The sequence below is a fragment of the Labrenzia sp. THAF191a genome (assembly GCF_009363335.1).
GTDB lineage: Bacteria > Pseudomonadota > Alphaproteobacteria > Rhizobiales > Stappiaceae > Roseibium > Roseibium algicola.
Genome location: NZ_CP045335.1, coordinates 16,885 through 30,637 on the forward strand (window position 1 = coordinate 16,885; position 13,753 = coordinate 30,637).

The following is a 13,753-nucleotide window of genomic DNA, read 5'->3' on the forward strand; positions in this document are numbered from 1 at the left end:
CAGATCCGTCAAAGTCGCTTCTCGATGCTGTAATTATGTATGTCGACATCGCCGATCTTCAGGTCGCGACGATGCAGACGTTCAAAGCCCTGCTTCAAAAATACCGGCAGTGCCGTCTCGCTTGCCTCCGAATAAAGGCGGCCCAGACCCCGTTGCCTTGCCGCGCCTTCAAGCGCCCTGATCAGGCTTGAACCAACACCACGGCCGGCCGCACCTGGATCAACGTAGAGGAACTGGATATGACCATCCTCTTCGAGGTCGGAAAATCCGATGACCCGCGCTTCGTGATCTACCGCCACAAGCGCGAGCCTTCCATCCCCATAGGCCGTTTCCATGACATCACCCGTCGGTGCAATGGAGAGCCAGGCAGACCGCTGGATTTCTGAGTAGTCGGCCCTGGCAATCTGATCGACCGCGCCTTGATAGATGGCGGCAAGGGCATCACCGTCGCCTGGCTCAAATGCCCTGATCTGGTAGGTCTTGTCAGTCATGGGTCCAGTGGATCTTTCGAGGTTGGCGGAGGGCGTGAACCAGCGCACTGGTAACGTGATGGCCTCTGCGTGAAGCAGCAGGCCATCCGTTTGATCCATCAGCCGCGAGCAGTCAACAAAGCGGCCTTCGCCACTGCAATCATGTTCTGGATAATTTAGCCCTGCGTTTCCTGACCAGGTCGAACTTCGAGTACCTCGGTCTTTCCGACCAGGTCAAACTTGACCTTGTGATCCAGTGGCTCAAGGCTCCTGGTGACGCTTGAAAGGCCGCGTACGGAACCAATGACTGTTCATGGCTGGACGGCAAGCAGCCTTCGGTTCTGGTCGCGTGCGATCTCGATTTCACTGCCGATCCAGGCCCGCAGATCGCGATATCCCTCCGTGTCTGCATAGGCAGCCGTCGTTACCAGCCAGTATTTTGCCTTCGAGGCGACCGGCTTACCGACGACTTCCAGAAACCCTGCCTCGATGTCGTTTTCGATCAGTAGTGTCCTGCCGAGCGCGACCCCCATGCCACTGATGGCGGCCTGGATCGCGAGGTCGGCTCTGGCAAAGGAAGCCACTGGTCTTGAAGGTGGCTCGGGCCAGTTGCGGCCCTTGAAATAGTCGGTCCAGCTGAAGCCCGTTCCGTCTGTCCCCCCGGACCTGTCTGCAAGCAGAGCCGGTGTTCCCTTGCCGGGAACCATTTGCCCCTTCAACAAGCCGGGCCGCGCAACGGGCACAAGTTGCGCAGTCATGAGCGCTTCGGCGTGGAACCCCGGATAAGGGCCGGTCCCGTAGCGGATCGCCGCCTGGGCCTCACCGGCGTGAAGGTCGACAAGCCTGTCTTCCACATCGACCACAAGGTCAAGACCGGCCTCCTGCGCGCGCTGCAGCGCTGGAACGATCCATTTCATGGCAACGGAGGACGACACGGACAGACGTATGGTCCTGGACGTCTTCACATCCGCTATCCGCGACAGTGCACTGCCCCAGATCTCCTGACAGCGCTGCGCGGCGTCACAAACGATCCGTCCCGCTTCCGTCGGAACGATGCGCCGGGTCGTTCGCTCGAAAAGCCGAATTCCGAGCGCGGCCTCCAGAGACTTGATGCGATGGCTGACCGCCGACTGCTCCAGCCCGACCGCGACAGCTGCCCGGGAGAAGTTCCCCTCTTCTGCAATAGCGTGCAGCAGCTGTGCGTTCAGCAAAAGACGGTTTTGCAGTTCGTCTCGCTCATTCATGAAATTCACTCATGTATTCAGGCATTGAACCAGCAATACGACGACATCATTCTTGTGTCCAGTTAATGATTGAGAGGTGCACGGAATGAGTGAAACGAAAGAAATTGTCGCCCGCATCGTGAACGGGTTCGTTACGCGCCGGAACGGTTCGGAAGCCTTTGGCGGAAATCCGGCCGGCGTCATCCTTGATGCCGACGGCTTGTCGGAAGCAGACATGTTGACCGTTGCGGGAAAGATCGGACTCTCAGAGACAGCCTTCGTGTCTAAATCAGCGAAAGAAGGGTTCAAGCTGGACTTCTTCACGCCAAACAGGCGGATAGCCCATTGTGGCCATGCAACGATAGCGACCTTCAGCTATATGGCAGAACTGGGCCGGGTTCGGGAGGGTGCCACTTCAAAGGAAACCGTCGATGGTCCGCGCAAGATCGTCATCAAGAACGGTGCGGCATACATGGAACAGCTTGCCCCGTCTTATGAACGGAGCCCAGCCTGGGCCGAGCGCGGTGTCAGCGAAGCCGACGTGCTGGCTTCGCTCGGTCTGAAGGCAGACCAGCTGGATGAACGCCTGCGCCCTGTCCTCGTGAACACGGGCAACAGTTTCGTCGTCGTCGCTGTACGCGATGCAGACGTCCTGAAGCAGCTCGTGCCAGACCAGTCGAGGATCAATGACATCAGCAACAAGCTTGACCTGATCGGCTACTACGTTTTCACGACCGATCGAAACGCCACGCAGGCCGATGCCACCACCCGCATGTTCGCACCGCGCTATGCAATTGACGAGGAATCCGCCACTGGCATGGCGGCTGGCCCCCTCGCCTGTGTGCTGCACGACCTGCTTCACGAAAGGAAATCACGGTTCGTCATTGAACAGGGCCACTTCATGACCCCGGCTTCCCCCAGTGTCATTACCGTGGATCTTGACCTTGAAGATGGCAGGATTACCGGCCTGATGGCGGGTGGTTATGGATCCGTCATGGAGGAAATGACCGTCACGATCTGACGGCATGAAACTCAAAAGCCTGGAGGTCTGCGCTGGTGGGCCTCCAGCGATGTACAGTGATGACAGGATCAGTTGAAGCTCATGTCCAGCAGGCGAGAGAAGAAATTCTGGGCTTTTTCGTTGCCGGGTTTGTCCTTTTCAAGCCGGACAGGCAGAAACTCGAGCACGATCTGCCGCGAAGACTGTTTGCCGATGAAACAGGTGCGAATTCGGTAGTGCCTCTTGAGTCCGATGTGACTTTGAACCTGCCACACACGGCCAGCGTCCCAGCCGACCTTGTCGAGAACAAGGGTCAGATCACGAACGTCATTCGCGCTCATGAGCGTGTCGGATAGCCGTTCGGTTCCTATTTGTTTTGCGGACAACCCCAACTCGCCGCGCCCGGCCTTGTTGGCGTATTTGATGCGGCGAGTATCCAGATCGGCAACCAGAATTGGGGTTGGAACCGCATCCAGAACTTCATTGGCAGATATTTCTACTGAATTGGCAGCAAGTTCCCCTGCAAAGATGATACCGCCGTTCGGATCATCGAGTGCCATCGGATGCAGATCGTAAAGAACTTCAACAGGATCGCCTACTGTCTGAGGCAGCTTGAGCGTTCCCTTGGACGCAAGGCGGCTTCGTAACATCTCGGCAAATGAGCCGGCGAGCTTCTTGCCTATGTAATTGGGGATCGTTCTTGCATCTCGGCCGACAACCTGTTTGGCGTTACTTATGCCGAACAGCTTCAGAAACTGGCGATTGGCCGACTGAACCACCCCCTTGTTGTCCGTAATGAGGACAGCACTGGCGTTCGAGATAAAGACGTTGGACAGGTTTTGCAGAATGTCCGGCAATTCCGCGTTGACCGGCGCTTCCGGCGCACACTCCTTCATCAGCCCTATGATCAGAAACGCCGGTTTGCCGGAAATGCGAGAAGCCACCAGGTCGTAGGACTTGTGACCGCCATCCGTTTTCATGGTGACACGTGTCGTCTGCGACAGACCGTGTTCCACCGCATTGGAAATCACCTTTAGGAAGCGGGTTCTGTCACGCTGGATGTAGTACTGAAGTGCTCTTTGAATGGACAGCTTTGCAAGGCGATAACCTCTGACAGAGGTCGGATCCGACCTTTGCCAGCACAACTCTTCCGCAACCGGATCGTAAGCCCAGTAGGAAACACCCATCGCAGTCAGAATCGCGCTTGTTTCCGGATTGGGAACCAGCTGACGCATGGATCGAATGAGAATGTTGACTTCTGTAGACATGCTGCGTCTTCGTGATTAGCGCCAACTTGCACCCCAGTATTGAGCACGTCAAAGCTGAAAAAAGCCTGAATCCGCATTTCTAAACCGGGTCTATTTAATTGAGAAAGATCTGCATTCGTGAAGATTTAATCCGGTTCGACCACGCTGTCAGTTCAACCTCCTTCTACCCTGCGTCAAGTTGCAGGATAAAGCGGGTTTTCGACAAACATTCAGCACCCTTTCTTCTGTAGAACTCAGCTGCCTGACAGTTCCAGTCCGGCGTCTGCCATTCAAGCCGAACGCACCCGGCAGCGTGCGCTTCTTCACGCACCTTCAGGAACAGTATCTGGCCGACGCCCCTGCCGCGATATTCCTTCGCAACGAAAAGGCAGTCGAGATGCCCGTAGCGCGCTCCGGACCAGAGCGAATAGTCCGTCGTCAACGCGGCATATCCCGCGATCTGATCTGATTCAGCGACAAGGATCCGAACCGGCGGCTCCTCGACCTGAAGCAGTCGTTCCAACACGCACTTGTCGATAGTGGCTCTCCCGCCCTCATACTGCGCATGATCTCGGATCAACCGGAGAAGTTGCGGGGTATCCTCCAACCGCGCGGTCCGAACCATCATTGCCCAGCTCGCAGCATGCCCACGGCAATTCTGTAAGGGCGTTTGGCAACGAAGGCCTGTTTTGAAACTGGGGGCATTTGAAGTTCCGCGTTCAATGTTGGCCCGCAGATGTGGCGGAAACCCCGTCTGGGAAGCAATCGGGTTCCAGGACTAAATACGTAAAAATCGTGCCATGATTTCCGGTTGCCCGAACCCTGGGAGGGCCACACCCCTTTCAAATAATACTTAAGTACTCCCACGAATTGAGAACGTTCCCAATCACCGGTAAAAAAGATGCAAGTTTCAAGTGCTCCCATCGCCCAAAACCAAGAACACCGCCCTTGAAGCTGCTTACGACAATAAAAACGGTGTGCCAAAAATGTCTTTAAACATAAGAATTCTTGAGCCATTGGAAACAAGCAGCTGCACAACGCTCGAAGACTTGCAGGAAAAAGGATACTCACTTTCCAGCTATTGCAAGTCATGTAACGATCTTAATTCTCTGGAAATTGATTACTGGATTCAGGCGCTCGGAAGAGCGTTCCCGCTATACCTCATCGATACCAAAATCGAATTGTTCGGGATGGACCAATGCCATCCCGAAACCAGGATCTGCTGTTTGTCGAGAAGCGCGGAAGATACCTGGGTGCAAAGCGCGCCCGGCTGCGGATGATTGCCCCGCCGGCAGGAGTTCACGCTTGCATGAGAACATCCGCGGCAAACTCTCCGCTTCAAACGACACTTCCACAATCTTCAGGAATGTGAGGTGTCGTCACTTTCCGCTTCTGCGGGCACCTCAGTTTCCTCACTCTGTTCAACGCTCTTCTTGAGAGCACCCAACATATTCGCTGCGTAGGCAGCGTAGGGACCGATCCAGCGCTCGTGAACCGCTTGAATTGGTAGCGCGTCAAGGTGGTTCCACCGTTCCCGCCCGCGGCGTTCGACCACCACCAGCCCGGCTTTTTCCAGAACCTTCAGATGCTGCATGACTGTGCAGCGGTCTATCTGCGGCAGCGCCTCGCAAAGGTGGCCTGTGGTCAGCGGACCCTTCTTCAAAAGGTCAAGCATGCGCCTGCGCGCCCTGTGGCCAAGCGCCTTGAAAAGCGCGTCATCCTGATCATCTGTTGACATGTTATATTTTTATAACATAATAGCTCGCAAGGCAACAAGGAACAGGTCCATGGAACTGAAATTCACAGTAGGCGGGAGGATTTCAAAACCCGTCGCGGAGGTGTTTGAGGCTGTCGTCGACCCGGCACAGCTTTCGGAATTCTTCACGACCGGAGGAGCTCGAGGCCGCATCGAAGCAGGTGCGGAGGTGACCTGGGACTTTCATGACTTTCCCGGTGCATTCCCTGTTCTGGTGCAGGAGGTGGTGCCGAACGAAAAGGTCGTTCTGCAGTGGGAGGCAGGAGATGACGCCCGCACCTGGACCACCGTGACCATCACGTTTCAGGAGCTGGAAGACGGACGCACCTATGTCCGCATCAACGAATTTGGCTGGCCCGGGACCGAAACGGGTCTGAAGTCCTGTCTCGGCAACTGCGAAGGCTGGACGGGCATGCTCTGCGCCATGAAGGTCTGGCTCGAAAACGGCATCAGGCTACGCGACGGATTTTACAAGTAGGCAACACGCATCGAAAGGGAATTGGAAATGGAACCGGGCAAGAACATCGCGATCAAGGTGCCGCTGTATCGGTGGGACGAAACCGTAGCCTTCTACCGGGACAAGATCGGATTGCAGGTGACGCGTGAACTCAAGGACAGCACCGGCTTCTCGTTTGGCCCCATGACATTGTGGATCGACCGCGTGCCGCATCAAAGCCAGACGGACGTCTGGATAGAACTGTTCGATGAGGATCCCACCAATGCCCTGGCAGCTTTGGGATCTCCCAAACGCGATGAACTGGAGCCGCTGACCGATGTCACCGGCCATTGGACATGCGATCCGGCAGGAACCGTCATATTGCTTCGGAAAGGTTCCTGATCATTCTGGCCACGTCTCTCAGGTCACTTTGTATGGCCTTGCGGCGTGGCCTTTTGTCATCAAATGAAATACGCAGAAATCTTGCCGTTTGTTTGTCACGTCGTGTTTGCCTTGGCACACAGGAAGTCTGATCAGGACCTGGCGAGCGGGTGTCATTGCGCCAGGCAAACGCGCCATGGAGCCGCCGGGACGCTCAACCTCATCACAAAAGCGCTCGAATGCAACCGGGTGAACAGAACCATATCCGGTTCAAGGTATTCAATTTCCTCCAGCCGCATGGTTGTTTCTCCGTGACTGTTAGACGGGTAGATCGCACCGGAAAATGCAGTTTCAGCGCAAATTTGCAGGTCAAATTCTGTGAGCCCTACAGGGATTTCTCGACTGCTTGCCTGAACGACACGCCTTTCATCACGAGCAAACACAGTCCAGGTGCTATTGCCACGGTGACGAACAGCCAACGAGCCGCATTCGCAACATCCATGCCTTCGGTTTGCGTGGCTGCGCCAGCCAGGTTGACCGACAGACCGGCAAGCGCGGCCCCGAAGGCGGTTGCGCAAAGCTGAACCGTCATGATTGATGACGCCGCATTGTCCGCTTCCGCTGGAGGTGCAACACTCAGGACCATCGCCGACAGATGCGGATAGGCAAGACCGACACCGGCTCCCCCGATCAAAAGGGCAGTGCAGATCAAGCTCAGAGGCAACCAATCGCCTTCGGCTCCCGTCCAGGGCATCACTGCAACGAGGATACCCATCGAAGCCAGAGAAAGCATCGGCCCCATGCGCACCGCCATGGTGCGTCGGCCGGCCTGAAATCCGGATGCAACAATGGCCGCAGCCGTCCATCCCGCAGACATGATGGCTGCGATGTAGCCCGCCTGCAGAGGCGAGCGGCCGTGAAGTTCCTGGAGAAAGAGCGGCAGGAAAATTTCCGTACAAGTGACGGTCACTGCCAAAAGTGCCGATGTCGCATAAAGACTCCCGAGAGCGCTTGGAAGTCTGAAGACACCGCCCGGTAACAGCTTCCGCTTCGAACCGCGTTCCGCCACAACAACCAGACCAGTCAGAACGAGGGCTGTCATCAATCCAATGACAGTCGACGTCATGTGTTTGCCGACACCACCCCAGGAAGCGGCAAAGACGGCGAGTGTCAGAAGGGCAAGCTGTGCGACCGGAAGCGGATCCACGCTCTTGCGCTCTTCATTGTCACGCGGCAGGACAAAGCTGGCCGAAAGAGCAATACCCACCGCAGCAGGTATCAGGACAACGAATGCACCGCGCCACAAGCCGAGTTCTGCGAACACACCACCAACTGCAGGTCCGAGCAGTGTCGCGATCCCCCACATGCTCGACAGGAGCGCCATTGCCCGTGGCCACAATGGCTCCGGGTAAACGCGGCGTACCATTGCATAGGCCAACGCCAACAGTACTCCTCCGCCGAAACCCTGCACGAACCGGCCGGCAAGCATGATTTGCATCGTGTTGGCACTGGCGCAGATGGCCGTGCCGGCAATGAAGATGAGCGCAGCAACACCATAGCCGCCCCGCGGACCGGTTAGTGCGAGAATATGCGAGGACAGCGCTGCTCCAAGGATAGACGCGACCACGAACAGGGTCGTGTTCCAGGCGTAATAATCAAAACCGCCGATTTCCCGCACAACCGAGGGCAAGATGGTGGTGGAAATATAGAGATTGAGCGCATGCAGCGCGACACCACCGCTGAGCGCAAGCGAACGCACGAGATTGCTGCCGGAAAGCAGGTCGGCCCAACCAGGAGAATGAGATGCGGCGCGGATGTCGGTCATTGTATCGTCCTTTCGGAGCCGTCGAGCCGGGCCAGTTTGTCCGGATTGCGCATGATGTAGATGCTGCAGAGGCGCCCCTGGACGTCCCAGGCGAAGCTGATTGACGCAGCAAGCACCACCCCGTCAAAGACGAGTGCTCCTCGCGTTCCATTGATATCGATGTGTTGCCACCTGTAGCCGGTCCAGGAAGACTTGAGGGTGTCGCCGAGGAACGACAACACACCCTCCTTGCCGGACAGAGGGTGCAGCAATGCAAGCACCTTCCCGCCACCATCAGCGCGCAGCTCGATGTCTTCCCTCATGAGGGTGGCAAGTTGCCCCGTGCGGCCTGTTGTGATTGCGGCCTGGAAAGCTGTCAGCAGCATGTCCTGGCGCTCCTTGGGAACAACGGCACCTGCCTCTTCACGGCCGACACGAATGCGCGCCCGCGAGACAAGCTTGCGGCAGGCCGCTTCGGTAACGTTCAAGGCAGCCGCGACGTCTTCATAGGACTGGTCGAAAATCTCTCGCAGAAGATATGCAGCCCTTTCCTTGGGAGCGAGCCGTTCCAGAACCAGCATGAAGGCGAGCGAAAGGGTGGAGGAAAGTTCAACGACCTCCTCCGCGTTTATTTCGGTCATCGTGTGAACCGGTTCCGGCAGCCATGCACCGACGTAGTCAACACGTGACAGGCGCGCTGATCGCAACATGTCGATGCAGCGGCGTGTACAAGTTGCGGTCAACCAGGCTGCCGGGTTGGCAATGGCTTCGTGCTCACCCGCCTGCCATTTCAGGTAGGTGTCCTGGACCGCATCCTCGGCCTCTGCCAGCGAGCCGAGAATGCGGTAGGCCAATCCGGTGAGAAACGGCCGGCGGCTTTCGAAAAGGCAGATGTCGGTCGGCTCCATGTCAGTGCGCAGAAACCTGAATGCGATTCCAGAGATTGATCATCGCAATCGTCGCGGTCAGAGCACTGATCCCGGCTTCGCTGAAATGCTCACGCAAGTTGGCACGCAGAGGCCCGTAGTCGGTTTTCCGGTCGATGTCCGTCAAGGCTTCGGTCCAGGCAAGCGCGGCACGTTCTTTCGGTGTGAAATCGTTCACATGTTCCCAGACCGCGAGACGATCGAGCCGTTCGTTGGTCTCGCCATCATCGCGGGCTTCCCTGGTGTGCATCTTGACGCAATAGGCACAGGCGTTGATCTGGGACGCACGCAATTGCACCAGGTGGTGCAACATGCGCTCAAGGCCATGCTCATCGATCGCGCCATGGACCGCCTCCAGAGAGGCAAATACGTTCGGAACATTCTTGTAGTGATTGACAGGTTTCGTCGTCATGGTTTGCTCCATTCAAAAGGTTCTATGCCTATGACGATCTTCACCGCGTCTTTGTGACGTGCTCCCCGGGGAAAAGACACGTGTTGCCAGACAACGAGTGTTGAGACGGGCCTCAATCAACGCGCGCTGACAACGCTCAAGGCCAGTCCGGCCAGAACCGAAGCCATGACCCATCGCTGTGCTTTAAGCCAACCGGGCCTCATGGCAAACCATGCCGCAACAGAGGCCGAGGCCAGTACAATCAGTGAATTTACGGCAAAGCTGATCATGATCTGGACACTGCCGAGCAACACGCTCTGCGCCAGCAAATGTCCGCCGCTCAGATCTAGAAACTGCGGTAACAACGACAGGTACAGAAGGGCAATCTTCGGATTGAGGAGATTGGTCAGAAAGCCCATCATGAAAAGACGCCGCGGAGGATCGAGCGGAAGATCGGTTTGCGGCTGAAAAACCGAACCGGCACCCGGCTGGATAGCGCGCCAGGCCAGATAGAGCAGATACGCGGCACCTGCGATCTGAATGACCCCGAAGGCAAACGGAACGGCAAAGATCAGTGCCGTCACGCCGAAGGCCGCGCACAGCATGTAAAATACAAATCCCGCAAGAACGCCGAACAACGAGATGAAGCCGGCTGCACGTCCCTGCAAGATGGATCGGCTGATGAGATAGATCATGTTTGGCCCTGGCGTGATCACCATGCCGAACGAGACCAGAGCGAATGCCGTGAGATTGGTGAGCGTGACCACAACTTTACTCCGGCATTTGCTTGATGCGTTTTCCGAATGCCGCCACGAGGGCGGTTGCAACCAGGGCCGCTCCGGCAACGGCGTATGCTGCAGAACTCCAGCCAAAACGCTCGATAGCGCTGCCGACGGCCGTCGGACCAAGGATTTGTCCCAGGTTGTTGCCTTGAATGATCAATCCAAGGACCACCGGAACCAGACCCGCTGTTGGAGCAACAATCGGAGCGGAAGACAGGATCGTTGCCGGGATCAGCCCACCAACGGCCGAGAACAGCATGCACAGAGCAAAAGTCGCGGCAGCGGGCAGCAGGGGCAAAAATATGCCGAAACTGACCACGCCCATGGTTATGCTGGCACCGGCGAGCAACACCGCACGACTGACACCACGGGACAGCAGAAGACCCGCCGCAAGATTTCCTAAAACATTCACTGCGGACGCAAGCGCGCTCAACAGTCCCGCAGTCTGGTGGGAGACATCCATTTGCTCCATCAGCAACACCGGCAGGAAGCTGAACAACGCAAAAAACATCAGACTGTAAAGAGCCAACATGCCAGCAAGAGCGACCGGCACCCTGGCGTGAAACACGGACATCGTATCGGTTTTCAGCTTGCGCCACGACCAGGGGCGATGTTCGTCATCGACCGGAACCATCAGTGGCACAAGCAGGCAGATGATCAGGGTGAGCAGGCAGCTCGCCCACCATATCGTCCGCCAGTCATCGAACATGGGACCGGTCAGCATCGCGATCGCCATGCCGACAGGCATGAAGCAACTCCAAAGGGCAAAGGCCACATCACGGTCGGAGGGTTTAGCGACTTGGCTCAGGATCGAGGGAGCCGCAACTGTCACCAGGAGGAAACCAGCGCCCTCGACGACGCGGGCAAGCAAGAGCCCGGACAAGCCTGAAACCACCGCTCCGAAGCCGGCCCCAAACACTGTCGTCAACAATCCCATGATCAAAAGACGCCTGCCACCGAAACTGGCGACAAGCGCGCCTGTCGGGATTCCACCCGCGAGCCCGAGAACTGCAAAGATCCCCGTCAACCAGCCGATGGCCGCCAGGCCAATTCCCAGATCTGATTGCAGCAGTGGCGCGGCAATGGCCGCTTTTCCAACCTGCAACGCCGTAACGATACCGGCGCAGACGATCAGGAGCACCGCCGACCACCGGGTGGACGACGGCTCAACTGTCAGAGCAGAGGCTGTCATTCGGCCACTCTCACCTGTCGGCCAAGGGCCAGGGCCATAGCAATCTCGGCAACGTGCCGCCCCTGAAAACGGGCGCCTTCCAGTTCGTTTTCACTTGGTTGGCGATCACCGCCATTGCCATCATCAGCCAGCGTGGACGCGCCGTAAGGAGAACAACCGGTAATCTCGTCCATCCGCATCTGTCCCTTGAAGCTGTAGGGCAGACCGACGATCATCATCCCAAGATGGAAAAGGACAGTCTGTGTCGACTGAATGGTGGTTTCCTGACCACCATGCTGGCTGCCTGTAGAGGTAAAGACGCTGCCAACCATGCCAACCAGCTTGTCTTCAAACCAGAGACCTCCCGTCTGATCGAGGAAGTTCTTCATCTGGGAAGACATGGTGCCGAAACGTGTCGGCGTACCAATGATGATGGCGTCGTAGTTGGCAAGCTCGGACACCATGGCGACCGGCGCCTGCTGGTCGACCTTGTAGCCGGACTTGCTGGCAACCGCATCCGGGACAAGTTCAGGAACACGCTTCACATCGGCAGTGGCGCCAGCCTGGCGCGCACCGTCGGCGACCGCCATCGCCATTGTCTCGATGTGACCGTAAGACGAATAATAAAGTACCAGTATCCTGGCCATGGTTGCACCTCGCTTCGGTTCATGGAACGCCGGCAAAATGCCTTCTTTGATTAGTCAATCTAAGTGATATAATTTGCATCAAAACGATCAATTGAGGTGATCATGCTAGACGCGCTGACGCTCGATCAGATGCGAACATTTGTAGCCATCGCAGACAGCGGAAGCTTCCGGGCAGCCGCACAGTCCTTGTCGAGGGTCCAATCCGGCGTAAGCGTCGCGATCGCCAATCTTGAAGCACAGCTTGGCGTCGAATTGTTCGACCGCTCTGGACACCGACCGGTTTTGACGCGGCAAGGCCAGATGCTGCTTGGCAGCGCAAGAGACATTCTCCTGCGCGTAGATGTGCTGCGGGCCAAAGCGCGCGGATTTGCGGCGGGTGTGGAAACCGAACTCGGGATCGCAGTGGACACCCTTTATCCATTGCAGAAAGTCGGAACAGCAATTTCGCAAATGCGGGAGAGCTTTCCCTCGGTCTCGGTTCGTGTTCAGGTCGAACCCCTGGGCGGCCCACTTGAGGCTTTGAGGCAGAAGAGTTGCGCACTGGCCGTGATGGTTGGCGAAGATTTTCGGGATCCACGTATCAAGTTCGACGCGCTGACCTCCATCATCCAGGTCGCGTTGGTGGCTGCAGAGCATCCACTTGCCAAGGACAAGGGTGCCAGGGCACTGGAAGCCCTGGACCTTGCAGATCATCTTCAGATTGTCTTGACGGACCCCTCCCAGATATCGGCCGGACGTGACTTTGGCGTGTTATCGCCGCAATCCTGCCGAGTGAACACGCAGGATGCCAAGTACAACCTCATCCTTGGCGGGCTTGGCTGGGGTCGGCTGCCTCTGTGGCTTGTAGAACGTGATCTCGAGCAGGGACGGTTGGTCAGGCTTAACGTGAGCGCACTTGGCCGTAACGGTGAAGTTGCGGCGCAAGCCTATGTTGCCCATCGTCTGGATGAAACGATGGGGCCGGCGGCAAGACATCTTGCTGATGCCTTGATCAGCCTGAACTCGGGCGGCACGTGAACCTGGAGATAGGAACGGCCGGAAACCTCTCAGACCACGTCTTCCTCATTTCCAAATCGTGCAAGAAGCAACTCGGCCCCGCCGTGCTCCTTGAGGGCATTTTCCAGTGCGTTCTCGTAATCGGGCTGCGCGCTTTCAAAATGTGCACGTCCCTTGTCGGTGAGGACGGTATAGACGCCTCGCTTGTCGTCCGGACAAAGATCACGAACCGTGAAGCCACCCCGCTCCAGACGCTCGACCATGCGTGATACGGAACTCTGGTTCAGCTGCAGATGGGTGGCCAGTTCCTGCATTCGCAATTCGGAACTGGGCGATTTGGAGAGGATCTCGAGTGCGCGATAATCCGACAGACCAAGGCCATGCCGGTCTTGCAGGACTTTTGCGAGGTCTGCTTCGACATTGGCGACCGCGTGGATCAGCCTGAGCCACGAACCACTGCTATTGGACATGATCAATCTGGACCTTCGAGTGTTCTACGCTTGCGCTGAACATTTGTATGCTC

Annotated in this window: 16 protein-coding genes; 4 read left to right on the plus strand and 12 right to left on the minus strand. The window is 57.1% G+C overall.

All coding sequences use genetic code 11. The features are described from left to right. Window positions 1-8 precede the first annotated feature (8 nt). Window positions 9-491, minus strand: a complete 483-nt coding sequence (locus tag FIV05_RS28485) for a GNAT family N-acetyltransferase (RefSeq protein ID WP_152512193.1) — start codon at window positions 489-491, stop codon at window positions 9-11. A gap of 290 nt (window positions 492-781) precedes the next feature. Further along, on the minus strand, window positions 782-1,714 hold the full coding sequence (locus FIV05_RS28490) for a LysR family transcriptional regulator (RefSeq protein WP_152512192.1): 933 nt from the start codon (window positions 1,712-1,714) through the stop codon (window positions 782-784). An 85-nt stretch (window positions 1,715-1,799) separates the two neighbouring features. Here FIV05_RS28490 and FIV05_RS28495 point away from each other — a divergent pair, with 85 nt between their 5' ends. After that, a complete protein-coding gene (locus tag FIV05_RS28495) occupies window positions 1,800-2,714 on the plus strand; it encodes a PhzF family phenazine biosynthesis protein (protein ID WP_152512191.1) in 915 nt (304 codons plus the stop codon). Window positions 2,715-2,782: 68 nt separating this feature from the next. Here the strand turns inward: FIV05_RS28495 and FIV05_RS28500 are convergent, their stop codons facing one another. The 3 genes from FIV05_RS28500 to FIV05_RS28510 all read right to left on the minus strand — a co-directional run bounded on the left by FIV05_RS28500 (window position 2,783) and on the right by FIV05_RS28510 (window position 5,678). After that, the gene (locus FIV05_RS28500) at window positions 2,783-3,961 is read right to left on the minus strand and encodes a PAS domain-containing protein (protein WP_081713180.1); all 1,179 of its coding nucleotides are present in this window, start codon (window positions 3,959-3,961) and stop codon (window positions 2,783-2,785) included. Between the two features lie 163 nt (window positions 3,962-4,124). Further along, window positions 4,125-4,466, minus strand: a complete 342-nt coding sequence (locus FIV05_RS28505) for a GNAT family N-acetyltransferase (RefSeq protein WP_173014023.1) — start codon at window positions 4,464-4,466, stop codon at window positions 4,125-4,127. 834 nt (window positions 4,467-5,300) lie between these two features. Next, window positions 5,301-5,678: a metalloregulator ArsR/SmtB family transcription factor gene (locus FIV05_RS28510; protein WP_152512189.1), complete on the minus strand. Its 378-nt coding sequence runs from the start codon at window positions 5,676-5,678 to the stop codon at window positions 5,301-5,303. 49 nt (window positions 5,679-5,727) lie between these two features. On the opposite strand from FIV05_RS28510, the gene FIV05_RS28515 reads away from it, so the two are divergent. Together FIV05_RS28515 and FIV05_RS28520 are read left to right on the plus strand one after the other, a co-directional pair. After that, window positions 5,728-6,174, plus strand: a complete 447-nt coding sequence (locus tag FIV05_RS28515) for an SRPBCC family protein (protein WP_075281832.1) — start codon at window positions 5,728-5,730, stop codon at window positions 6,172-6,174. A 27-nt stretch (window positions 6,175-6,201) separates the two neighbouring features. Next, window positions 6,202-6,534 (plus strand): VOC family protein, encoded by a 333-nt coding sequence (locus tag FIV05_RS28520; protein ID WP_152512188.1) that lies wholly within the window; start codon window positions 6,202-6,204, stop codon window positions 6,532-6,534. A 364-nt stretch (window positions 6,535-6,898) separates the two neighbouring features. On the opposite strand, the gene FIV05_RS28525 is transcribed toward FIV05_RS28520, so the two are convergent. From FIV05_RS28525 to wrbA, 6 genes are all read right to left on the minus strand, one after another. Continuing rightward, window positions 6,899-8,338, minus strand: coding sequence for an MFS transporter (locus FIV05_RS28525; RefSeq protein WP_152512187.1), 1,440 nt, complete (start codon window positions 8,336-8,338; stop codon window positions 6,899-6,901). Next, complete coding sequence (locus FIV05_RS28530) at window positions 8,335-9,225, minus strand: sigma-70 family RNA polymerase sigma factor (protein WP_152512186.1); 891 nt, start codon at window positions 9,223-9,225, stop codon at window positions 8,335-8,337. Before FIV05_RS28530 ends, FIV05_RS28525 begins: the two co-directional genes overlap by 4 nt. 1 nt (window position 9,226) lies before the next feature. After that, a complete protein-coding gene (locus tag FIV05_RS28535) occupies window positions 9,227-9,655 on the minus strand; it encodes a carboxymuconolactone decarboxylase family protein (RefSeq protein ID WP_286202337.1) in 429 nt (142 codons plus the stop codon). Between the two features lie 116 nt (window positions 9,656-9,771). After that, on the minus strand, window positions 9,772-10,401 hold the full coding sequence (locus FIV05_RS28540; RefSeq protein ID WP_152512184.1) for a LysE family translocator: 630 nt from the start codon (window positions 10,399-10,401) through the stop codon (window positions 9,772-9,774). 4 nt (window positions 10,402-10,405) lie between these two features. Then, window positions 10,406-11,608, minus strand: coding sequence for an MFS transporter (locus FIV05_RS28545; RefSeq protein ID WP_152512183.1), 1,203 nt, complete (start codon window positions 11,606-11,608; stop codon window positions 10,406-10,408). Next, window positions 11,605-12,234 carry an NAD(P)H:quinone oxidoreductase gene (wrbA, locus tag FIV05_RS28550; protein ID WP_152512182.1) on the minus strand — a complete coding sequence of 210 codons (630 nt, stop codon included), beginning with the start codon at window positions 12,232-12,234 and terminating at the stop codon, window positions 11,605-11,607. Before wrbA ends, FIV05_RS28545 begins: the two co-directional genes overlap by 4 nt. A 102-nt stretch (window positions 12,235-12,336) precedes the next feature. On the opposite strand from wrbA, the gene FIV05_RS28555 reads away from it, so the two are divergent. Further along, window positions 12,337-13,251 carry a LysR family transcriptional regulator gene (locus FIV05_RS28555; RefSeq protein ID WP_152512181.1) on the plus strand — a complete coding sequence of 305 codons (915 nt, stop codon included), beginning with the start codon at window positions 12,337-12,339 and terminating at the stop codon, window positions 13,249-13,251. Between the two features lie 29 nt (window positions 13,252-13,280). On the opposite strand, the gene FIV05_RS28560 is transcribed toward FIV05_RS28555, so the two are convergent. Beyond that, window positions 13,281-13,700 carry a MarR family transcriptional regulator gene (locus FIV05_RS28560; RefSeq protein WP_152512180.1) on the minus strand — a complete coding sequence of 140 codons (420 nt, stop codon included), beginning with the start codon at window positions 13,698-13,700 and terminating at the stop codon, window positions 13,281-13,283. Window positions 13,701-13,753 lie beyond the last annotated feature (53 nt).